The following is a 21,996-nucleotide window of genomic DNA, read 5'->3' as shown; positions in this document are numbered from 1 at the left end:
CAATCGGTTGACACCCCCTCAGAATCCGCTCACCCCACATAGACCGCTAAGACCAGAAAGGTTCGAGGTCCGGCCATGGCGCTCACGCTCTACGTCGACTCCGCGCGCTGGCGGGCGCACCACAAGCACGTGCAGGAGCAGTTCCCGGGCCTGGTTCCCGTCTGCAAGGGCAACGGCTACGGCTTCGGGCACGAACGGCTGGCGGAGGAGGCCACCCGGCTGGGCTCGGACGTCCTGGCGGTCGGCACCACGTACGAGGCCGCGCGGACCAAGGACTTCTTCAGCGGTGACCTGCTGGTGCTGACGCCGTACCGGCGTGGCGAGGAGCCCGTGCCGCTGCCCGACCGCGTCATCCGCTCGGTGTCGTCCGTGGACGGCGTGTACGGCCTGGTGGGCGCACGCGTGGTCATCGAGGTGATGTCCTCGATGAAGCGCCACGGCGTCAGTGAGCAGGATCTCGCGCAGTTGCACGCCGCCATCGAGAACGTCCGCCTCGAGGGCTTCGCGATCCATCTGCCGCTGGACCGGACCGACGGCTCGGACGCCGTCGAGGAGGTCATCGGCTGGATGGACCGGCTGCGCGCCGCCCGGCTGCCGCTGCACACGATGTTCGTCAGCCACCTCAAGGCGGAGGAACTGCACCGCCTGCAGCAGCAGTTCCCACAGACCCGCTTCCGCGCCCGGATCGGCACCCGGCTGTGGCTGGGCGACCACGAGGCCACCGAGTACCGCGGCGCGGTCCTGGACGTCACCCGCGTCGCCAAGGGCGACCGCTTCGGCTACCGCCAGCAGAAGGCCGCCTCCGACGGCTACCTGGTGGTCGTGGCGGGCGGTACCTCGCACGGGGTGGGTCTGGAGGCCCCCAAGGCGCTGCACGGGGTCATGCCGCGCGCCAAGGGCGTCGCCCGGGCCGGTCTGGCCACCGTCAACCGGAATCTTTCGCCCTTCGTCTGGGGCGGCAAGCAGCGGTGGTTCGCAGAGCCGCCGCACATGCAGGTGTCGATCCTCTTCGTCCCCGACGACGCCCCCGAACCGCAGGTCGGCGACGAGCTGGTGGCACATCTGCGGCACACGACCACTCAGTTCGACCGGCTCGTGGACCGCTGAACGCAGCGAGGCGGTGCCGAGCCACCGCCCGCGACGGCGAAGGCCGTACACGGAAGCCCGTGTACGGCCTTTCTCGTGCCTTCGAAGTCTCTCCTGGGGATCAGCCGCCCTCTGGTCCGGCGGAGGGCTCAGAACGCCCCTCGGACGCCTCCGCGCGGCCCCACTCCACCTGGGGGCCCGCGTACGACGCCGGGAGCGGGTCCGGGCGGTGCGCGGGGGCCAGCGCGAAGACGTCCTCCGCTCCGTCCAGGACGCCGCCCGACGGGTCGTCGTCTCCGGCCTGGCGCACCACGTCGTGTTCCGGCAGCAGGATGTCCCGTACGACCACCGCGCACAGGTACAGCGTCCCGGCCAGGTGCACGCCGATGGCCCAGTGGTAGCCGTCGGTCGGCAGTCCCCTGTGGGCGTCCCCGCTGGTCGTGTACGCGAGATACATCCAGATGCCGAGGAAGTACACCACCTCGCACGCCTGCCAGACCAGGAAGTCACGCCACTTGGGCCGGGCCAGCGCCGCCAGCGGCACCAACCAGAGCACGTACTGCGGCGAGTAGACCTTGTTGGTCACGATGAAGGCCGCGACCATGAGGAACACCAGCTGCGCGAGGCGGGGGCGGCGGGGCGCGGCCAGTGCCAGCCAGCCGATGCCGAGGAAGCAGACCACCACGAGCAGCGAGGCGAGGGTGTTCACCGAGTCCGTGGTGAGCGGGTCGGAGGAGTTCTGCGCCAGGATCAGCCAGAAGGAGCCGAAGTCGACGCCGCGCTCCTGGCTGAAGGTGTAGAACTTCGACCAGCCGTCGAACGCGAACAGCATGACCGGCACGTTGACCATCAGCCAGGTCGCGAGGGCCCCGCCGAAGGCCCGTCCGAAGTCCCGCCACCGGCCGGCGCGCCAGCACAGCAGGAGCAGTGGGCCGAGCAGGAAGACCGGATAGAGCTTGGCGGCGGTGGCGAGGCCCAGCAGCGCTCCGAAGGCGAGGGAGCGGCCCCGGGACCACATCAGCATGGCGGCGGCCGTCAGGGCCACCGCCAGCAGGTCCCAGTTGACGGTGGCGGTGAGCGCGAAGGCGGGCGCCAGCGCGAGCAGCAGGCCGTCCCACGGGCGGCGGGCGTGGGTACGGCTGACGCATACGGCGATGACGGCCGCGCACGCCATCAGCATCCCGGCGTTGACCATCCAGTACCACCGCTCCTGGTGCTGGATGCTTCCGCTGCCGGGGGTGAGCCAGGCGGCCACCTCCATGAAGACCCCCGTCAGCACGGGGTACTCCAGGTACTCCATGTCCCCGGGGAGCTTGTCGAAGTAGGGAACGAGTCCGTCGGCGAAGCCGCGCCCCTGGTACAGGTGAGGGATGTCCGAGTAGCAGGCGTGGGTGTACTGGGAACTGGCGCCGTAGAACCAGCCGCTGGTGTAGCAGGGCGCCTTCTGGACCAGGCCGAGGGCGAACATGCCGATCGCCACCAGCGCGATGACCCGGACGGGGGTCCACCAGGACGCCCCCAGCAGGGCACGTCGGCCCAGGGGGCCGCCGATCAGCTCGCTGCCGGCCCGGGCGACCTCGTCATCCCTGGTCGGCGGCACCGGGTCCGGACCGTGCATGCTCGCTTGCGTCGATTCTGCGCTGGGCATGGCCCACATCCTGCCGTACGGACCTAGGAAAGCACCGAGGGCCGCCACCCCGGATGTGGGGTGGCGGCCCTTGTTTCACGTGGAACATCCACATGTTTCACGTGAAACACGCGTGTCGGGCGACGTGGCGCCGGCCGAAAGCGCGGCGCTAACCGAAGATGCCGCCTCCGCCTGGTCTGCCACCTCCGTCGGTGGGCGAGTCGGATGGCGAGGGATCGGCGGTGGGATCACCCGTGGTGCCGTCGGTCGGCCCCCCGTCCGTGCCTCCGATGCTGGGATCGCACTTCCAGCTGAAGCCGCTGCAGGTGTCGCTCGGGGACGGCGAGGGCTTGCCGGGCCGGCGGCTGGGCGACGGGGAGGGGGACGGGGAGGCTTCCTCGGACTCGATGGGGGAGGGGCTCGGGCTGGGCTCCGGCTCCTCGTTGAGGACCTCGCCGATGGGCTCGGGCGTCGGGAACGACTTCTTGGGCGTGCCCTCCAGGGCCTCCGCCATGTAGTCGTGCCAGATCTGGGCCGGGAACGAGGCGCCGTGGATCTTCTTCTGCCCGCCCGTACCGAACATCGAGAGGAACTTGCGGTCCTTGTTCGACTCGTCGTCGTCGTAGCGGAACATCGAGACCGCGGTGGACAGCTGCGGGGTGTAGCCGACGAACCAGGCGGACCGGTTCTCGTCGGTGGTACCGGTCTTGCCGGCCACATCACGGCCGGGCAGCCGGGCCGTCGTACCCGTGCCCCTGTCGACGACCGTCTTCAGCACGTCGGTGACGTTGTCGGCGACCTTCGCGGTGAAGGCCTCCTTGGTGGCGGTCTTGTGGGCGTAGATCACGCCGGTCTCGCTCTTGACCCTGTCCACGGAGTACGGGTCGCGCTGCTTGCCGCTGGCCGCGAAGGTCGCGTACGCGCCCGCCATCCGGATCGCGCTCGGGTCGGAGATGCCGATGGAGAACGCCGGGAAGCTGGTGCCCGTCAGGCTGTCCTCGCGCAGGCCCGCGGCGACGGCGGCGTCCTTCACCTTGTCCAGGCCGACATCCATGCCGAGCTGCACGAAGGCGGAGTTCACCGACTCGCGCATGGCCTCACGCAGGTCGATCTTGTACTTCGGCGGCGAGCCGAGGGAGACGTTGCCGTCGTTCGGCTGCAACCACTCCTTGCCCTCCTCGTTCTTCCAGATCGTCCCGTCGTAGTTCTTGATCTTGAGCTTGTTCTTACCGCTGTACAGGCTCTTCGGGGAGACGATGGTGCGCTCGTCCTGGGCCTGCGAGGACCCGCCGTCGGGGTCACGGACACCCCAGCTCATGGCGGCGGCGAGCACGAACGGCTTGAACGTCGAACCGACCTGGGCGCCGGTCTGGTCGGCGTTGTCGGTGAAGTGCTTGGTCGCGTCCTCACCGCCGTAGATGGCCCGGATGGCGCCGGTCGCCGGGTCCACCGACGCCGCGCCGAACTGCACGTGCGTGTCCTCGGGCCGCTCGTCCGGCTTGATGTTCTTCTTGCGGACGTCGGCCACCACCTTCTCCAGCTTCTCGACCTTCTTCTTGTCGAAGGTCGTGTAGATGGAGAGACCGCCCTGACGCAGCCTCGTCTCGGTGATGTCCGTGTTGTTGAGCAGGTACGCGTTGGCAAGGTCGACCAGGTAGCCGATCTGACCGCTCAGCCGGGTGTTGGAACGCGGGTTCTGCACCTTGGGGAGCGTCGTGTACTTGGCCCGTACGGCTTCGTCCAGGTGCTCGTACTCGACCATCTTGTCGAGCGTGTCCTGCATCTGGGTCAGGGCGCGCTTCTTGTTGGCGTCAGGCGTGGCCGCGGGATCGATGGACTGCGCCCCGGCCGGGTCGTAGTACGTGGCTCCCTTGAGCATGGCCGCCAGGAAGGCGCACTCGCCCTCGTTCAGCTTGATGGCGTCCTTGTTGAAGTACGCCCGCGCGGCCGCCTGGATCCCGTAGGCGTTGCGCCCGTAGTAAGCGGAGTTGAGGTAGCCGGCCATGATCTCGTTCTTGTCGACCTCCGCGCCCACCTTTATGGATACGAAGATCTCCTTGACCTTGCGGGAGATCGTCTGCGACTGGTCGGCCAGCATGGCGTTCTTGACGTACTGCTGGGTGATGGTCGAGCCACCCTGCGTCTGTCCGCCCCGCGCCATGTTGTAGAAGGCTCGGGCGATGCCCTTGGGGTCGATGCCGCTGTCGGTGTAGAAGGTCTTGTTCTCCTGTGAGATCACCGCCCAGCGCATCGCCTCGGGGATCTGGGACAGGTCGACGATCTGACGGTTGGTCTCACCACCGGTGGCGACCATCTGGCTCTCGTCGGCCCAGTAGTAGACGTTGTTCTGCGCCGTCGCCGTATCGGCGACCTTGGGCACGCCGACCATGGCGTAGGCGATGCCCGCCGCGGCCAGGAGACTGCCGAAGAAGCCGAGGAACAGGGCCGAGACGAGCTTCCAGGACGGCACCCAGCGGCGATAGCCGTCCTTGCCCCAGCGGGGGTAGTCGATGAAACGCTTCTTGGGCGGCGTCTGACGGCCGCGGCCACGGCCGGGGCCGACCGGGGCGCCCCGGCGCCCCCCTGTGGGCTCGGCCGCCCTGCGCCGGCCCCCGGCGCCTCTCTGCGCCGCGCGTCGGGCTTCGGCGCGACCGCCGTACGGCTGCTGACCGCCTCCCGGGCCGTGGGGATCCGATCCATAGGAATCGGAAGGAGAACCGGTGGCGCCTCGCGGTGCCGCACGGCGGCCGGAGGACGAGCCGGACTGGCCGCGTCGGGCCGCGGCACGTCCGCCTTCCTGCGGCTGCGGCGGTTTGCGACGGTGCTCGCTCATCGAACGACTACTCCTCGGGCAGGCGCACCCGCGCGCGCCTGGAAACAGCGGCTGGTTTCCGGTCCCCCCGATGTACGGATGTGGTCTGTTCCGCATTCACCCGTACGGCACCGAGAACATCGACGCCCCCCGGCGTCACACAGTTCCCAGTGGTGTGCATGGCGCACAGACTACGCACCGCCAAAACCCGCCGAGCCCCGAAGTTCACCCCAAATCAGGCAACTCGCTTCCAACGAATCGGTGATGTGATCCCGTTCACGATCCTCCCCCTTGTCCCATCCGGAAGGCCGTTCTATCGTCTTGATGTATCGAGTCGATACATCAGCGCGAGATAAGGGAGAGGGGGCGATCATGAGCCGGCGGTCCGGCATCCTTGAGTTCGCCGTACTCGGCCTGCTCCGCGAATCTCCGATGCACGGCTATGAGCTGCGCAAACGACTCAACACGTCGCTGGGAGTGTTCCGCGCCTTCAGCTACGGCACGCTCTACCCGTGCCTCAAGACGCTGGTCGCCAACGGCTGGTTGACAGAGGAGCCGGGCAGCGAACCCGAGGACGCGCTCGCCGCGCCCCTCACCGGGCGGCGCGCCAAGATCGTCTACAGGTTGACGGCGGAGGGCAAGGAGCACTTCGAGGAGCTCCTCTCCCAGACCGGACCCGACGCGTACGAGGACGAGCACTTCGCCGCTCGCTTCGCCTTCTTCGGCCAGACCTCCCGGGATGTCCGCATGCGCGTGCTGGAGGGCCGCCGCAGCCGGCTCGAGGAGCGTCTGGAGAAGATGAGCGCCTCCCTGGTCCGCACCCGGGAACGCCTCGACGACTACACGCTTGAGCTCCAGCGCCACGGGATGGAGTCCGTGGAGCGCGAAGTGCGCTGGCTGAACGAGCTCATCGAGAGCGAGCGGGCCGGACGGGACCTGAGGGGTTCCGCCTCCGGGGGGACCGCTCAACAGAACACCACAGATGGAACGACGGGCGGCCTGCCCCGCTCCGGGGACACCCCCCGGACGGATACGCCCGACGACACCGCCACGTGAGCGCCCAGTCAGGGCCTCACTCGTACACACAGGGAGCAACCGGAATGGGTTCGGTTCGCGTAGCCATCGTCGGCGTGGGCAACTGCGCCGCATCGCTGGTGCAGGGCGTCGAGTACTACAAGGACGCCGACCCGGCGTCCAAGGTCCCGGGCCTGATGCACGTCCAGTTCGGCGACTACCACGTCAAGGACGTGGAGTTCGTCGCCGCGTTCGACGTGGACGCCAAGAAGGTCGGCCTCGACCTCGCGGACGCGATCGGCGCCTCCGAGAACAACACCATCAAGATCTGCGACGTGCCCAACACCGGTGTCACGGTTCAGCGCGGCCACACCCTCGACGGTCTCGGCAAGTACTACCGCGAGACGATCGAGGAGTCCGCCGAGGCGCCGGTCGACGTCGTCCAGATCCTGAAGGACAAGCAGGTCGACGTGCTGGTCTGCTACCTGCCCGTGGGTTCCGAGGACGCGGCGAAGTTCTACGCCCAGTGCGCCATCGACGCCAAGGTCGCCTTCGTCAACGCCCTGCCGGTCTTCATCGCGGGCACCAAGGAGTGGGCGGACAAGTTCACCGAGGCGGGCGTCCCGATCGTCGGTGACGACATCAAGTCCCAGGTCGGCGCCACCATCACGCACCGCGTCATGGCGAAGCTGTTCGAGGACCGCGGCGTCATCCTGGACCGCACGATGCAGCTGAACGTCGGCGGCAACATGGACTTCAAGAACATGCTCGAGCGTGAGCGCCTGGAGTCCAAGAAGATCTCCAAGACGCAGGCCGTCACCTCCCAGATCCCCGACCGCGAGCTGGGCGAGAAGAACGTCCACATCGGTCCGTCGGACTACGTGGCGTGGCTCGACGACCGCAAGTGGGCCTACGTCCGCCTCGAGGGCCGCGCCTTCGGTGACGTCCCGCTGAACCTGGAGTACAAGCTCGAGGTCTGGGACTCCCCGAACTCCGCCGGCGTCATCATCGACGCCCTGCGTGCCGCGAAGATCGCCAAGGACCGCGGCATCGGCGGCCCGATCCTGTCGGCGTCCAGCTACTTCATGAAGTCCCCGCCGGTCCAGTACTTCGACGACGAGGCCCGCGAGAACGTCGAGAAGTTCATCCGCGGCGAAGTCGAGCGCTAGTCACCGACCTCGCGAAACCGCTCCTGCCAGGGCCGAGAAGAGTCCCCGGGTCATAACGGCCCGGGGACTCTCCCCGTATGTGAGGCTGGGCCCCATGCCCGTCGTCCGTGATCTGCGCGTCCTGCTGCGCTTCCGGAACTTCCGGCGCCTGCTGACCGTCCGGCTGCTCTCCCAGGGCGCGGACGGCGTCTACCAGGTCGCGCTCGCCACGTACGTCGTCTTCTCCCCGGAGAAGCAGACGTCGGCCGGGGCGATCGCCTCCGCGATGGCGGTGCTGCTGCTGCCGTACTCCCTGATCGGCCCCTTCGCCGGCGTCCTGCTGGACCGCTGGCGCCGCCGCCAGGTGTTTCTCTACGGCAATGTGCTACGCGCCCTGCTGGCCACGGCCACGGCGCTGCTGATGGTCGCTCACGTCCCTGACTGGCTCTTCTACGTCTCGGCACTGTGCGTCACCGCCGTCAACCGCTTCGTCCTCGCGGGGTTGTCGGCCGCTCTGCCCCGGGTGGTGGACACCGAGCGCCTCGTGGTGGCCAACTCCCTCTCACCGACCGCCGGCACGCTCGCCGCCACCGCGGGCGGCGGCCTCGCCTTCGCCGTACGCATCGTCACCTCCGGCTCGGATGCCGTCGTGGTCCTGCTCGGGGCCGCGCTGTACCTGTGCTCCGCACTGGCGTCCCTGCGGATGGGCCGCGAACTGCTCGGCCCCGAGCCCGCATTGGTGCCGACCCGGCTCTCTGCGGCCTTGCGGGGCACTGCCCGCGGCCTGACGGCGGCGCTACGACATCTCGCCGAGCCGCCGCGCCGGCCGACGGCATGGGCCCTGGGCGCGATGACGATGATGCGGTTCTGCTACGGCGCGCTCACCGTCATGGTGCTGATGCTGTGCCGGTACGCCTGGTCGCCGCGTTCCGACCCGGATCAGGGGCTCGCGCTGCTGGGGCTGGCCGTGGGCTTCTCCGGCGCGGGCTTCTTCCTGGCGGCCGTCGTGACCCCGTGGGCCGCCGGCCGGCTGGGACCGGCCCGCTGGATCGTCGTCTGCTCCGCCTCGGCGGCCCTCCTCGAACCCGCCCTGGCCCTGCCCTTCGCCAAGGAGCCGGCTCTGGTCCTGGCCGTCGTCCTGGGGCTGGTCACCCAGGGCGCCAAGATCTCCACGGACACCGTCGTCCAGGCCACCGTCGTCGACGAGTTCCGTGGCCGGACCTTTTCGCTCTACGACGTGTTCTTCAACGTCGCCTTCGTGGGCGCCGCCGGAGCGGCCGCCCTGATGCTCCCCCCGGACGGCCGCTCCGAGGCACTGGTGATAACAATTGCCGTTATCTACGCGGCGATTGCAGCGACTATGAGCCGTTTTGCGCGCACGTGAGTGTCACATCGGCGCCACAGAGCACGCTGTGCGGCACAGGGATGTCATAAGGGGCCGGTACTTTACGTGCGTCTTATTTCGCGCCACGCGCATCACCATTCAGCATGTCTCCAGGGGGGCTTCCCACGTGACCACTCCGACGCCGCAGGGCCAGAACCCGTACGCCCAGGGCCAGCCGCCCGTCGGCCAGCCTCAGGCCCCGTACCCCCCGAACGGCGCAGCTCCGCACGCCCCCGTTCCGCCGCAGCCCAGCCGCAAGATCAGCTTCAAGCTGATCAGGACCGTCGTGATCGTCCTCGCTGTGGCCGGTGCGGCCGTCTACGGCTTCATATCGAGCCGGGACGACGCCAACACCGCCAAGGTCGGCGACTGCATGCACCAGGGCAACAGCAGCCAGACCAATCCCGAGCTGGAAGTCGTGGACTGCACCTCCACCAAAGCCCAGTACGTCGTGCTCGCCAAGATCAAGGGCAGCTACTCGACCGAAATCGCGGCGAACGCCAAGTGCGAGGCCGAGGCCAAGGACTTCGAGTACACGTACACCGAGAGCGGTGGCAGCTCCGACTTCCTGCTGTGCCTGAAGGACTACAAGAAGTAAGAAGCCAGCGAATGAGGGCGATGTTTCACGTGAAACATCGCCCTCATTCGTGTTCAGCGGGTCGCGTTTCACGTGAAACGTGACCCCCGCTCACCTCACGGCCCCGCCTCAGTCCTGCTGAGCCCACCACTCCTTGAGGGCCGCCACCGCGGCGTCGTGCCCCATCGGGCCGTGCTCCAGGCGCAGCTCCAGCATGTGCTTGTACGCCTTGCCGATGACAGGGCTGGGGCCGACACCGAGGAGCTCCATGATCTGGTTGCCGTCGAGATCCGGGCGGATGGCGTCGAGTTCTTCCTGTTCCTGCAGCTGGGAGATCCGCTCCTCCAGACCGTCGTACGCCCGGGAGAGCGCGGCGGCCCTGCGCTTGTTGCGGGTCGTGCAGTCGGAGCGGGTCAGCTTGTGGAGTCGGTCGAGGAGGGGCCCGGCGTCCCGGACGTAGCGGCGGACGGCCGAGTCCGTCCACTCGCCGGTGCCGTAGCCGTGGAACCGCAGGTGCAGCTCCACCAGTCGTGAGACGTCCTTGACCAGTTCGTTGGAGTACTTCAGCGCGGTCATCCGCTTCTTGGTCATCTTCGCACCGACCACCTCGTGGTGGTGGAACGAGACCCGTCCGTCCTTCTCGAAACGGCGGGTACGCGGCTTACCGATGTCATGCAGCAGCGCCGCCAGCCGGAGGGTCAGGTCGGGGCCGTTCTCCTCCAGCGCGATGGCCTGCTCCAGGACGATCAGAGTGTGGTCGTAGACGTCCTTGTGGCGATGGTGCTCGTCCCGCTCCAGCCGCAGCGCGGGCAGCTCCGGGAGCACGTGTGCGGCCAGCCCGGTGTCGACCAGCAAGGTCAGGCCCTTGCGCGGGTTGGCGGAGAGGATCAGCTTGTTCAGCTCGTCCCGAACCCGTTCGGCGGAGACGATCTCGATACGTCCGGCCATCTCGGCCATGGCCGTGATGACCTCGGGCGCCACCTCGAAGTCGAGCTGCGCGGCGAACCGCGCGGCCCGCATCATCCGCAGCGGGTCGTCCGAGAAGGACGCCTCGGGTGTGCCCGGGGTGCGCAGCACTCGGGAGGCGAGGTCGCCGAGGCCGCCGTACGGGTCGATGAACTCCTTCTCGGGGAGGGCGACCGCCATCGCGTTCACGGTGAAGTCACGGCGGACGAGGTCCTCCTCGATGGAGTCGCCGTAGGACACCTCTGGCTTGCGGGAGGTCCGGTCGTATGCCTCGGACCGGTAGGTGGTGACCTCGATCTGGTAGCCGCTCTTCTGCGCCCCGACCGTACCGAAGGCGATGCCGACTTCCCACAGGGCATCGGCCCACGGCCGCACGATCTTCAGGACGTCCTCGGGCCGGGCGTCGGTGGTGAAGTCCAGGTCGTTGCCGAGCCGACCGAGCAACGCGTCCCGGACCGAGCCACCGACCAGGGCGAGTGAGAAGCCGGCCTCCTGGAAGCGGCGGGCGAGGTCGTCGGCGACAGGGGCGACCCGCAGCAGTTCGTTGACCGCGCGGTGCTGCACCTGGCTCAGGGCGCTGTTGTCTTCGTTGGCGTTCGGCACAACAGAAAAGGGTACGTGGCCGTGCACGTCGCGGGCGCCCCGTTAATAGGTACACATAGAGGACGCCCCCGCCGGTCCGCTGATCTTGTGGAGCACTCCGCGGCACTTACCCTCGGCGCACATCGTTACCATGCGTGGACGCACTTTCCGACGACCACTGACGGATCACTGACGGACTACTGAGGACAAGGGACGGACGAACGCGTGGCCGAGGCGGCAGACACCCCGGGGATGACTCCCTCACCTGCCCGCCGGTGGCTGCGGCGCACCGGAGCACTGCTCGTGGGGGCGCCTCTGCTGGCCGGTCTGCTCCAGCTGCCCGCGCCGTCCGCCGCGCAGGCGACCGGCCGGGAGGGTGTCGGAGAGACCGCGGACAAGGGATCCGTGGCCGTCTCCGTCGACTCGCTCACCCCGAGCGCCCCCGCCGAGGGTGACACCGTGACGATCTCCGGTTCGGTCACCAACAGGGGCACGAAGAAGGTCACCGACGCCCATGTGAACCTGCGGCTCGGCTCCGCACTGAGCACCCGCTCGGCGGTCGCCGACACCGCCCGGCACGCCGATGAGCTGCCCGCCTACGACGGCAGGGAGCTGGACGACGCCTACAGCGCGGAGTTCGCCGAACTCAGCCCGGGTGTCGCGGAGCACTTCACGATCTCTGTGCCCGTCGACAAGCTCAACCTCGACGACGAGGGCGTCTACCCGCTCGGCGTCACCCTGTCCGGCCGGCCCTCCGCCCAGTCGTGGGACCAGACGCTGGGTGTCCAGCGCACGTTCCTGCCCTGGCAGCCGGACGAACCGGACACCCGGACGAGGACGACGGTGCTCTGGCCGCTGGTCTCGACCGTCCACATGACGGCGGAGACCGGATCGAACGAGGAGCAGACGCCGATCTTCCTCGACGACGACCTCGCCACGGAGATCTCCCCCGGCGGTCGCCTCGACCAGCTGCTCTCGCTGGGCAAGGAGCTGGACGTCACCTGGGTGATCGACCCGGACCTACTGGCGTCCGTCGACGCCATGGCCGGCGGCTACCGTCTCCGCACGGGTGAGGACACCACCACGCCGGGCTCCCATCAGGCCGTCGCCAAGGAGTGGCTCGCCCGGTTGCAGCAGGCGGTGGCGGGCAAGGAGGTCGTCGCCCTGCCCTTCGCCGACCCCGACCTGGCCTCCCTCGCCCACAACGGCACCAATGTCACCGGTTCCCTCAGCCAGCTCAAGGCGGCCACCGACGTCGCCGCCACCACGGTCCAGACGGTCCTCCACGTGACGCCGAGCACCGACTTCGCCTGGCCGGTGCAGGGCGCGGTCGACCCCTCGATCGTCAAGGTCGCCACGTCCGCGGGCGCCGACAAGGTGATCGCGCGCAGCGACAGCCTCAAGGAGACCGACGAGCTGTCGTACACGCCGTCCGCCGCCCGCCCCATCGGGGGCGGCACCACGGCGGTCGTCGCCGATTACCGGCTGTCGACGGCCTTCGAGGGCGACCTGACGCGCGCCTCGGCATCCACGCTCGCCGTGCAGCAGTTCCTCGCGCAGAGCCTCGCGCTCGGCCAGCAGGTCAACAAGCAGCGCAGCATCGTCGTCGCCCCGCAGCGAATGCTCACCGCGGCGCAGGCGCGGGCGATGGCCGAGGCCGTGTCGGCCCTGCAGGGCAGCACCTGGTCGCAGGCGCAGGGGCTCGTGGCGGCCGGCGCGGCCAAGCCCGACCCGAAGGCCACCAGGCGGGTCCCCTCGGGGTCGTCGTACCCCTCGGCCCTGCGCAAGCGGGAACTGCCGCGGGCCGCCTTCCAGGAGATCGCGGCCACTCAGGACAAGCTCGACAACTTCAAGGTGATCCTCACCGACCAGTCCCGCGTGGTGACCCCCTTCGGGCGGGCCATAAACCGGGAGATGTCCGCCTCGTGGCGGGGCCGGCCGACCGAGGCCGTCGGCTACCGCGCGAGCGTGCGGTCGTACCTGGCGACGCTCACCGGCCAGGTCAGGCTGATCGACAAGTCGGACACCAAGCTCTCCGGGCGCAGCGCCACCATCCCCGTCACCGTCCAGAACAACCTGGTGCAGGGTGTCGACCATCTGGTGCTGCGGCTGTCGTCGACCAACCCGACCCGGCTGGAGATCGCCGGCAAGGACTACGACGAGCAGCCCATCGCGGTCGCGGGCGGCCACAACGCCTCGGTGAAGTTCACCACCTCCGCCAACACCAACGGTCAGACGACGGTGGTCGCGCAGCTGTACACGCAGGACGGCCAGCCGTACGGTGCTCCGGTCACCTTCGACGTGAAGGTCACCGAGATCACGGCCACCGTGATGCTGGTCATCGGCGGCGGGGTGCTGCTGCTGGTGCTGGCCGGCTTCCGGATGTACAGCCAGCGCAAGCGCGCCGCCGCCCGCGAGGCAGCGGAACCGGACGAGACAGACGAGGCCGGCGAGGCCGACGGGGCCGCTGAGGACGGTGCCGAGGCCGCGGCCGAGAACTCCGGCGAGCCGGAGAACCCGGCGGGCTCCGACGGTCCGCCCGCGGAGGAGTCCGGCGTCCGCTCCGGGGCGGACGAGCCGGAGCAGCCGAGTGACGGGACACCGGACACCGCAACGGAAAGCGCCGACCCTTCCGGCACGGGTGAGAGAGTGGACCGTTGAGGATGTCGTGGCCGTGGGCCCGGGACGATGAGGTGGGGTAACCATGAACGCGCCGTACGACGGTGACCGCGGCCAGGCCGCGGGCAGCTCGGGCCACCCCGAGGGCCCGCCGCCCGAGCACGGTCAGGTGCCGCCGCAGCATCCCGCGGACATGTACCTCCAGGACGCCTACGACCAGGACCCCTACCGAGCGCAGGACCTCAGCGCGCAGGACCCGGTCGCCGAGGCGCTGTACGACCGTGCCGCGCACCCACCGCCACCCCCTGGCGCCCAGCAGCCCCAGCAGCCCCAGCAGCCTCTGTACGCCCAGCCCCAGCAGTCCCCGTACGCGCCCGACCCGCGTGTGTGGGCGCAGCCACCGGCGCCCGAGCCGGAGGGGCCCACCCAGTACCTGCCGTACGGTGACGACCCCCGCACCACCCAGTTCGTGGGCGTGGACGACCTGATGACGCACTCCGGTGAGGAACAGCAGCAGCCGGACGCCTTCGCGCACCTCTTCCGGGACCAGCAGCGGGGCGGCCTCCCCGGCACGCCCACGGAGCCGGTGGTGCCCGGGCCGGCCCCCGCGCCGGGCAACCCGGCGGCGGTGCCGCAGCACTACGCCCCGGTGCCCCCCGCGGCCGGCGACGACCGCACCATGAACCTGGGCACCACGGCGCCCGCCGAGGAACCCGAAGCCACCCCCGATCCGCCCGCCCGGAAGGGCAAGGCGGCCGGGCTGCTGCAGTCCAGCGCCGTGATGGCGGCCGGCACCATGGTCTCCCGGCTCACCGGGTTCATCCGGTCCGCGATGATCGTCTCCGCGCTCGGCGTCGGCCTGCTCGGTGACACCTTCCAGGTGGCCTACCAGTTGCCGACGATGATCTACATCCTCACCGTCGGCGGCGGCCTGAACTCCGTCTTCGTGCCGCAGCTGGTGCGTGCCATGAAGGAGGACGAGGACGGCGGCGAGGCCTACGCCAACCGCCTGCTCACCCTCGTCATGGTGGTGCTCGGGCTGCTGACGGTCGCCGCGATCTTCGCCGCACCGCTGCTGATCCGACTGCTGTCGGACTCGGTCGCGAGCGACCCGGCGGCCAACGAGGTGGGCGTCACCTTCGTCCAGTACTTCCTGCCGTCCATCTTCTTCATGGGCGTCCACGTGGTGATGGGCCAGGTCCTCAACGCGCGCGGGAGGTTCGGCGCGATGATGTGGACGCCGGTCCTGAACAACATCGTCATCATCGTGACGCTGGGCATGTTCCTGTGGGTGTACGGCACCGCCGCCGACTCCGGCATGGAGGTCACCACCATCCCGCCGGAGGGCCAGCGGCTGCTCGGCATCGGCATCCTGCTCGGCCTGGTCGTGCAGGCGCTGGCGATGATCCCGTACCTGCGCGAGACCGGCTTCCGGATGCGGCTGCGCTTCGACTGGAAGGGCCACGGGCTCGGCAAGGCGGCCACGCTCGCCAAGTGGACCTTCCTGTTCGTCCTCGCCAACCAGGCCGGCGCGCTCGTCGTCTCCCAGCTCTCCACCGCGGCGGGCGACAACTCACCTGTCGACGGCACCGGTTTCGCCGCCTACGCCAACGCCCAGCTGATCTGGGGCCTGCCGCAGGCCATCATCACCGTCTCCCTGATGGCCGCCCTGCTCCCGCGGATCTCCCGCTCGGCCGCCGAGGGCGACGGAGGGGCCGTCCGCGACGACATCTCCCAGGGACTGCGCACCACGGCCGTCGCGATCGTGCCGATCGCCTTCGGCTTCCTCGCCCTCGGCATCCCCATGTGCACGCTGATCTTCGGGTCCTCGGGCACCAGCGAGGCCACCAACATGGGCTACATGCTCATGGCCTTCGGCCTCGGCCTGATCCCGTACTCCGTGCAGTACGTGGTGCTGCGGGCCTTCTACGCCTACGAGGACACCCGCACCCCCTTCTACAACACGGTCATCGTCGCCGCGGTCAATGCGGGTGCCTCTGCCGTCTGTTACTTCGTGCTCCCGGCCCGCTGGGCGGTGGCCGGGATGGCCGCCTCCTACGGCCTGGCCTACGCGATCGGCGTCGGCGTCGCCTGGAGCCGGCTGCGCAAGCGGCTCGGCGGCGACCTCGACGGAGCCCGCGTGCTGCGCACGTACGCGAGGCTGTGCATCGCCTCGGTACCGGCCGCGGCGCTCAGCGGCGCGGCCTGCTACGGCATCGGCCACAGCCTCGGTCAGGGCGTCGGCGGCTCCCTGGCCGCGCTGCTCGCCGGCGGTGCCGTCCTACTGGGAATCTTCTACGTCGCCGCCCGGCGGATGCGGATCGATGAGCTCAACTCGCTCGTCGGTACGGTCCGTGGGCGCCTGGGTCGCTGAGACGGGAGAGGGTACACGCACAACCATCGTCCGCCGCCGTGTGTCGTGCATAGCGCCGGACTGTGGGCACAATTGGGTTCGGCGTCGGACGGCGCGCACCGGGTCGGACGCGCGCAAGGAATGGGGAGGCAGGAACGACGGTGGCGGAACGGAGCACGGCTGCCGTCGACGTGGCAGACAACAGCGGTGACAAGCCGCTGACCGCGCAGGCGGACCAGTCCACGGCCGACGGGGTGGCCACGAACCGGGAGCGGGACACGGACAACGACGAGGCACAGGGGAGCGGCGGGACCGAGCGTCCCGGAAAGGCCTCACCGCCAGAGCTGCACAGCGGCCACAAACTGGCCAGGCGGTACCGGCTGGAGGACTGCGTCACCCGTCTGGACGGGTTCAGCAGTTGGCGCGCAGTCGACGAGAAACTACGGCGCGCCGTCGGGGTCCACGTCCTGCCGGCCGACCACGCGCGGGCCCGCTCCGTGCTGGCCGCCGCACGGTCCGCCGCGCTGCTCGGTGACCCTCGCTTCGTCCAGGTACTGGACGCCGTCGAGGAGAACGACCTTGTCTACGTCGTCCACGAATGGCTCCCCGACGCCACCGAACTCACCACGCTGCTCACCACCGGTCCCCTGGAGCCGCACGACGCCTATCAGATGGTGAGTCAGATCGCCGCCGCCATGGCCGCCGCGCACCGTGAGGGACTGGCCCATCTGCGGCTCAACCCCAACGCGGTGCTGCGCACCTCCACCGGCCAGTGGCGCATCCGGGGCCTCGCCGTGAACGCCGCCCTGCGCGGCATCAGCTCGGACACCCCGCAGCGCACCGACACCGAGGCGATCGGAGCGCTGCTGTACGCGGCGCTCACCCAGCGCTGGCCGTACGAGAACGACGCCTACGGCCTGTCCGGGCTGCCCAAGGACATCGGACTGATCGCCCCCGACCAGGTGCGGGCCGGTGTCCACCGCGGCCTGTCCGAACTGTCCATGCGGGCCCTCGTCAACGACGGCGCGACCGCATCCCGCCACGAGGCCGCGTGCGCCACTCCCGAGGAGCTGGTGAAGGCGATCGGCGAGATGCCCCGCATCCGGCCGCCGGAGCCCGCCTTCACCGCTCCGCCCGAATACCAGCGCACCACCTACCAGCAGGGCAGCTACGGCCGTTCCGCGCCGCACCCGGGCGCCGCCCAGCCGGTGCCCACACCTCCCCCGCCGTTGCAGAGCCGCACCGGACGCGCCCTGAAGTGGGCGGTGTCGGCCCTGCTGATCGCCGCGCTGGGCCTGGGCAGCTGGCAGCTCGCGGACGCCCTGATGGACCAGGGCAGCCAGTCCGACGACACCAACCAGACCCAGACGACGGACGGCGAGGACAAGAACCCCACCGCCAAGCCGGCCAAGCCACTCACCATCGCGGGTGCCACGGAGTACGTCGCCAAGGGGGACGCCCAGGCGCCGGAGGACGTGGCCAAAACCTATGACGGGAGCTCTTCGACCTACTGGCGTACGAAGAGCTTCGTGGACGGGCCCGAGATGAAGCCGTCCTTCAAGCCCGGCGTCGGGATCGTCTACGACCTCGGCTCCGAACAAAGGGTGTCGGCCGCGTCGATAGGGTTGAAGTATCCCGGGAACTCCGGTGGCCACACCACGATCACGCTGTACGCGACGGACTCGACGAGTTCCGCCACACCGGTGAGTTCGATGCGGCGGCTCGGCACCCTGACGACGACAGGAACCGAGGCGACCGTCAAGGTGACCGGAGCGGTGAAGACGCGGTACGTCCTGGTGTGGCTCACCGCCCTGCCGTACGCACCGGGCGACAGCTACAGTGGCGCCGGCTACAAACAGGCCATCACCGACCTGAAGTTCACGGGCTGACGTCTCACCGGAGGGGGAGGGGGCCGATGGCGGACGGTGGCGTCCGGTTCGACGGGGTGAGTGACCAAGCCCTGCTCGACCACCATGTGGACGGCGACCCCGACGCCTTCGGTGAGCTCGTACGCCGTCATCGCGACCGGCTGTGGGCGGTGGCTCTGCGGACGCTGGGGGACCGCGAGGAGGCCGCCGACGCCGTCCAGGACGCTCTGGTGTCCGCCTACCGGGCCGCGCACACCTTCCGGGGCCGGTCGGCCGTCACGACCTGGCTCCACCGCATCACGGTCAATGCCTGCCTCGACCGTGCCCGCAAGGCCGCCTCCCGCAAGACCGCGCCGGTCGATGACCCCGAGCGCCTTGAGCAGCTGCTGGAGCCGCACGAGTCGGCTTCCGTCCCGGCCGAGCGCAATGACGTCCACCGCCAGCTCCTCGAAGCTCTCGGCACGCTTCCGCCGGACCAGCGGGCCGCCCTGGTCCTGGTCGACATGCAGGGCTATCCCGTGGCCGAGGCCGCTCAGGTCCTCGACGTGCCGGTCGGCACGGTCAAGAGCCGCTGTGCCCGGGGCAGGGCCAGACTCCTCCCCCTGCTCACCCATCTCCGGCCGGAAAGAGCCGACGACGAGGAAGAAGCGAGGACGGGGCGGAACCGGGCGCAGGGGACATCCGTCCCACCCGCAGCGGGTCCTCCCCCCGAGGGTCCGGGTGGTGCCGGGACAGGCGACTCAGCTGCTGTGAAGGGCGGAGGTGGGCGAGCGTGACATCGACGACGGACATGACCGGGCACCCGGACGTCACGGAGATCTCCGACCTCGTCGAAGGTCTACTCAGTCCCACCCAGGCCACGGATCTGCGTCGGCACCTGGACGGGTGTGCCCTCTGCGCCGACGTCCAGGCCTCACTGGAGGAGGTCCAGGACCTGCTCGGCTCCCTGCCGGAGCCGGAGCCCATGCCGGACGAGGTCGCCCAACGCATCGAGGACGCGCTCGCCGAGGAGAGGACGTCCGCCACCGAGGGCGCCGCGTTCCGCGTTTCACGTGAAACATCAGCTCCCGACCGCCCGGCGGGACACGCCCGCGCTGCCGGAACCGGGCCGGGCCGCAAGGAGCGTCCCCGCCGTGGACGCCGCAAGATCGCCGTACTCGGCGCGGTCTTCGGCGCGGTCGCTCTCAGCCTCGGCTCCGTTCTGGTGTCGTCGCTCCTGAACGGCGACACGAGCGACGACCCCACGGCTCACCGGCGCTCCACCGCCGCGGACACCTTCGCCGCGACCACGCTGCGACAGCACGTGTCCACGCTGCTCGCGCAGGACACAGGCTCCCGGACTCCCTACGGCCTGGGCATGGAGGGCGGGGCCGACACCCAGTCGCCCCGGGTCCTGACCCAGCCGACCGTTCCCGCCTGTGTCGAGAAGGCCATCGGCAAGCAGGACACGGCCCTGGCCACCGAGCCGGGCGTCTACCAAGGCCGGACCGTCCTTCTGGTGGTCCTTCCCGACGCCTCGGACAGCACCCGCGTCACGGCCTACCTCGTGGACACGGCATGCCTGCAGCACCCGTCCGTCCGGGCCGAAGTCCTCTTGAAGGACACCTACGTACGACCCTGACACGCCGACGGAATTCCGATGCCCGCTCTCCGTCCGTGACCCTCCGTGTGCCCGGCCACACCGGGAATGCGCGCCCCTTAGGATCCGTTGGGTGGGGTGAGAGTTCAGAGAGGCTCCCACCGGTCGAACGAAGCAGACCAGAGACGAGGAATTCAGCCGTGAGCGACGTCCGTAACGTGATCATCATCGGCTCCGGGCCTGCCGGCTACACCGCAGCGCTCTACACCGCGCGCGCGTCGCTGAAGCCGCTCGTGTTCGAGGGGGCTGTCACCGCGGGCGGTGCCCTGATGAACACCACCGAGGTCGAGAACTTCCCCGGCTTCCAGGACGGCATCATGGGCCCCGAGCTCATGGACAACATGCGCGCCCAGGCCGAGCGTTTCGGCGCCGAGCTGGTCCCCGATGACATCGTCTCCGTCGATCTGACCGGTGAGATCAAGACCGTCACGGACACCTCGGGCACCGTGCACCAGGCCAAGGCCGTCATCGTGGCGACCGGCTCCCAGCACCGCAAGCTCGGTCTGCCGAACGAGGACGCGCTCTCCGGCCGCGGCGTCTCCTGGTGCGCCACCTGCGACGGCTTCTTCTTCAAGGACCAGGACATCGCCGTCATCGGCGGCGGGGACACCGCGATGGAGGAGGCGACCTTCCTCTCGCGCTTCGCCAAGTCGGTCACCGTCGTCCACCGCCGGGACACCCTGCGCGCCTCCAAGGCCATGCAGGAGCGTGCCTTCGCCGACCCGAAGATCAAGTTCGTCTGGGACAGCGAGGTCGCCGAGGTCCAGGGCGAGCAGAAGCTCGCCGGGCTGAAGCTGCGGAACGTGAAGACGGGCGAGCTGTCCGACCTTCCGGTCACCGGCCTGTTCATCGCGATCGGCCACGACCCGCGCACCGAACTCTTCAAGGGCCAGCTCGACCTGGACGAGGAGGGCTACCTGAAGGTGGCCGCCCCGTCCACGCGGACGAACGCCACCGGTGTCTTCGCCGCCGGCGACGTGGTGGACCACACCTACCGCCAGGCCATCACCGCGGCCGGCACCGGCTGCTCCGCCGCCCTGGACGCCGAGCGCTTCCTCGCCGCCCTCGCGGACACCGAGCAGCAGGCCGAGCCCGAGAAGACCTCCGTCTGACCTCCTTCCTCCCCCCTCCACACGCAACGACCACCGAGGAGCCCCCCGTGGCCAACCTGAAGAACGTGACCGACGACTCCTTCGAGCAGGACGTACTCAAGAGCGACAAGCCGGTCCTGGTGGACTTCTGGGCCGCTTGGTGCGGCCCGTGCCGCCAGATCGCTCCGTCCCTTGAGGCGATCGCCGCCGAGCACGGCGACAAGATCGAGATCGTCAAGCTGAACATCGACGAGAACCCGGGTACGGCCGCGAAGTACGGCGTCATGTCCATTCCGACCCTGAACGTCTACCAGGGCGGCGAGGTCGCCAAGACGATCGTCGGCGCCAAGCCGAAGGCCGCGATCCTGCGCGATCTTGAGGACTTCATCGCCGAGTGACACGCCGAGCTGTGGCTCCGGCTGCCGATGTTTCACGTGAAACATGAGCGGGGTCGACCCTGAGGGGGTCGGCCCCGCTTCTTCATTGCCGACAGCTTCACAGCGGTCGCAGCGCGGGCTCCTTCTGAACCGCCCCCAGCAGCCGGTCCAGCGCCATCTCCACATCTTCCTTCCAGGAGATCGTGGAGCGCAGCTCCAGCCGCAGCCGCGGATATCGGGGATGAGAACGCACCGTCTTGAAGCCCACCGCGGTGAGATGGTCAGCCGGCAGCAGACAGGCCGGATCCTTCCAGCGGGCATCGCCGAACGCCTCGATCGCCTTGAAGCCTCGACGCAGCAGATCCTTGGCGACCGTCTGCACCATGACCCGGCCCAGTCCCTGCCCCTGGTACCGGGGCAGGATGAACGCGGTCATCAACTGGACCGCGTCGGGCGACACCGGGCTGGTGGGAAACGCCATGGAGCGCGGCACGTAGGCGGGCGGCGCGTAAAGCACGAAGCCGACCGCGACATCATCGACGTAGACCACGCGGCCGCAGGATCCCCAGTCGAGCAGTACGGCGGAGATCCATGACTCTTTCTCCAGCGCGGCCGTTCCTGCCCTCACCGCGGCCTCGCCGCTGACGGGGTCCAACTCCCAGAAGACGCATGAACGGCACCGCTGCGGAAGGTCCTGAAGGTTGTCCAGCGTGAGCGGTACAAGCCGACGCCCCATGAAGGCTGTTCCTCACTTCCTTCACCCGCACCACCGCGAGCGCCGGCAGAGCGCTCCGACCGGTGATCGCGCCATACCTTCACGCATCGTATCCACGATGCGATTCTCTCGACACCG

At 69.4% G+C, this 21,996-nt stretch carries 16 protein-coding genes; 12 read left to right on the top strand and 4 right to left on the bottom strand.

The annotated features are described in order from the left end of the window. The first annotated feature begins 75 nt into the window (after positions 1-75). The gene (locus tag ACSLTV_RS00990; RefSeq protein ID WP_432136566.1) at positions 76-1,107 is read left to right on the top strand and encodes an alanine racemase; all 1,032 of its coding nucleotides are present in this window, start codon (positions 76-78) and stop codon (positions 1,105-1,107) included. Between the two features lie 100 nt (positions 1,108-1,207). Here ACSLTV_RS00990 and ACSLTV_RS00985 read toward each other — a convergent pair whose 3' ends face one another. Continuing rightward, positions 1,208-2,734: a glycosyltransferase family 87 protein gene (locus ACSLTV_RS00985; RefSeq protein WP_432136565.1), complete on the bottom strand. Its 1,527-nt coding sequence runs from the start codon at positions 2,732-2,734 to the stop codon at positions 1,208-1,210. A 148-nt stretch (positions 2,735-2,882) separates the two neighbouring features. After that, entirely contained in the window at positions 2,883-5,546 is a 2,664-nt protein-coding gene (locus ACSLTV_RS00980) for a transglycosylase domain-containing protein (protein ID WP_435611451.1), read from the bottom strand. A gap of 351 nt (positions 5,547-5,897) precedes the next feature. On the opposite strand from ACSLTV_RS00980, the gene ACSLTV_RS00975 reads away from it, so the two are divergent. From ACSLTV_RS00975 to ACSLTV_RS00960, 4 genes are all read left to right on the top strand, one after another. Next, positions 5,898-6,581 (top strand): PadR family transcriptional regulator, encoded by a 684-nt coding sequence (locus ACSLTV_RS00975; RefSeq protein ID WP_432136563.1) that lies wholly within the window; start codon positions 5,898-5,900, stop codon positions 6,579-6,581. A 44-nt stretch (positions 6,582-6,625) separates the two neighbouring features. Further along, entirely contained in the window at positions 6,626-7,708 is a 1,083-nt protein-coding gene (locus tag ACSLTV_RS00970; RefSeq protein WP_432136562.1) for an inositol-3-phosphate synthase, read from the top strand. A 94-nt stretch (positions 7,709-7,802) separates the two neighbouring features. Then, positions 7,803-9,071, top strand: a complete 1,269-nt coding sequence (locus ACSLTV_RS00965; protein ID WP_432136561.1) for an MFS transporter — start codon at positions 7,803-7,805, stop codon at positions 9,069-9,071. A 127-nt stretch (positions 9,072-9,198) separates the two neighbouring features. Beyond that, positions 9,199-9,669, top strand: coding sequence for an LppU/SCO3897 family protein (locus ACSLTV_RS00960; protein WP_435611450.1), 471 nt, complete (start codon positions 9,199-9,201; stop codon positions 9,667-9,669). A 108-nt stretch (positions 9,670-9,777) separates the two neighbouring features. Here the strand turns inward: ACSLTV_RS00960 and ACSLTV_RS00955 are convergent, their stop codons facing one another. Further along, positions 9,778-11,217, bottom strand: coding sequence for a CCA tRNA nucleotidyltransferase (locus ACSLTV_RS00955; RefSeq protein WP_435611449.1), 1,440 nt, complete (start codon positions 11,215-11,217; stop codon positions 9,778-9,780). Positions 11,218-11,421: 204 nt separating this feature from the next. On the opposite strand from ACSLTV_RS00955, the gene ACSLTV_RS00950 reads away from it, so the two are divergent. The 7 genes from ACSLTV_RS00950 (at position 11,422) to trxA (ending at position 21,164) form a co-directional block, all read left to right on the top strand. After that, a complete protein-coding gene (locus ACSLTV_RS00950) occupies positions 11,422-13,857 on the top strand; it encodes a DUF6049 family protein (protein WP_435611448.1) in 2,436 nt (811 codons plus the stop codon). Between the two features lie 43 nt (positions 13,858-13,900). Continuing rightward, on the top strand, positions 13,901-16,189 hold the full coding sequence (gene murJ / locus ACSLTV_RS00945; RefSeq protein WP_432136557.1) for a murein biosynthesis integral membrane protein MurJ: 2,289 nt from the start codon (positions 13,901-13,903) through the stop codon (positions 16,187-16,189). A gap of 140 nt (positions 16,190-16,329) precedes the next feature. Continuing rightward, a complete protein-coding gene (locus tag ACSLTV_RS00940) occupies positions 16,330-18,057 on the top strand; it encodes a protein kinase family protein (RefSeq protein ID WP_432156563.1) in 1,728 nt (575 codons plus the stop codon). 26 nt (positions 18,058-18,083) lie between these two features. Next, the gene (sigM, locus tag ACSLTV_RS00935; protein ID WP_432136555.1) at positions 18,084-18,812 is read left to right on the top strand and encodes an RNA polymerase sigma factor SigM; all 729 of its coding nucleotides are present in this window, start codon (positions 18,084-18,086) and stop codon (positions 18,810-18,812) included. Beyond that, entirely contained in the window at positions 18,809-19,657 is an 849-nt protein-coding gene (locus ACSLTV_RS00930) for an anti-sigma factor family protein (RefSeq protein ID WP_435611447.1), read from the top strand. The genes sigM and ACSLTV_RS00930 overlap by 4 nt, the downstream gene beginning before the upstream one ends. Before the next feature lie 158 nt (positions 19,658-19,815). Beyond that, positions 19,816-20,787 carry a thioredoxin-disulfide reductase gene (gene trxB / locus ACSLTV_RS00925; protein WP_432136553.1) on the top strand — a complete coding sequence of 324 codons (972 nt, stop codon included), beginning with the start codon at positions 19,816-19,818 and terminating at the stop codon, positions 20,785-20,787. A gap of 47 nt (positions 20,788-20,834) precedes the next feature. After that, the gene (gene trxA, locus ACSLTV_RS00920) at positions 20,835-21,164 is read left to right on the top strand and encodes a thioredoxin (protein ID WP_432136552.1); all 330 of its coding nucleotides are present in this window, start codon (positions 20,835-20,837) and stop codon (positions 21,162-21,164) included. 97 nt (positions 21,165-21,261) lie between these two features. Here trxA and ACSLTV_RS00915 read toward each other — a convergent pair whose 3' ends face one another. Then, positions 21,262-21,879 (bottom strand): GNAT family N-acetyltransferase, encoded by a 618-nt coding sequence (locus ACSLTV_RS00915; protein ID WP_432136551.1) that lies wholly within the window; start codon positions 21,877-21,879, stop codon positions 21,262-21,264. Positions 21,880-21,996: the final 117 nt, after the last annotated feature.

It is taken from the genome of Streptomyces sp. bgisy159, from assembly GCF_965341775.1.
Lineage (GTDB): Bacteria > Actinomycetota > Actinomycetes > Streptomycetales > Streptomycetaceae > Streptomyces.
The sequence above is the reverse complement of the archived record's forward strand: the minus strand, read 5'-3'. Positions and strand labels throughout refer to the sequence as shown.

What these genes read in the sequence shown, in the direction of transcription:
- ACSLTV_RS00990 (WP_432136566.1), top strand. Translation starts at nt 76, where the DNA reads ATGGCGCTCACGCTCTACGTCGACTCCGCGCGCTGGCGGGCGCACCAC.
- ACSLTV_RS00985 (WP_432136565.1), bottom strand. Translation starts at nt 2,734, where the DNA reads ATGCCCAGCGCAGAATCGACGCAAGCGAGCATGCACGGTCCGGACCCG.
- ACSLTV_RS00980 (WP_435611451.1), bottom strand. Translation starts at nt 5,546, where the DNA reads ATGAGCGAGCACCGTCGCAAACCGCCGCAGCCGCAGGAAGGCGGACGT.
- ACSLTV_RS00975 (WP_432136563.1), top strand. Translation starts at nt 5,898, where the DNA reads ATGAGCCGGCGGTCCGGCATCCTTGAGTTCGCCGTACTCGGCCTGCTC.
- ACSLTV_RS00970 (WP_432136562.1), top strand. Translation starts at nt 6,626, where the DNA reads ATGGGTTCGGTTCGCGTAGCCATCGTCGGCGTGGGCAACTGCGCCGCA.
- ACSLTV_RS00965 (WP_432136561.1), top strand. Translation starts at nt 7,803, where the DNA reads ATGCCCGTCGTCCGTGATCTGCGCGTCCTGCTGCGCTTCCGGAACTTC.
- murJ (WP_432136557.1), top strand. Translation starts at nt 13,901, where the DNA reads ATGAACGCGCCGTACGACGGTGACCGCGGCCAGGCCGCGGGCAGCTCG.
- sigM (WP_432136555.1), top strand. Translation starts at nt 18,084, where the DNA reads ATGGCGGACGGTGGCGTCCGGTTCGACGGGGTGAGTGACCAAGCCCTG.
- ACSLTV_RS00915 (WP_432136551.1), bottom strand. Translation starts at nt 21,879, where the DNA reads ATGGGGCGTCGGCTTGTACCGCTCACGCTGGACAACCTTCAGGACCTT.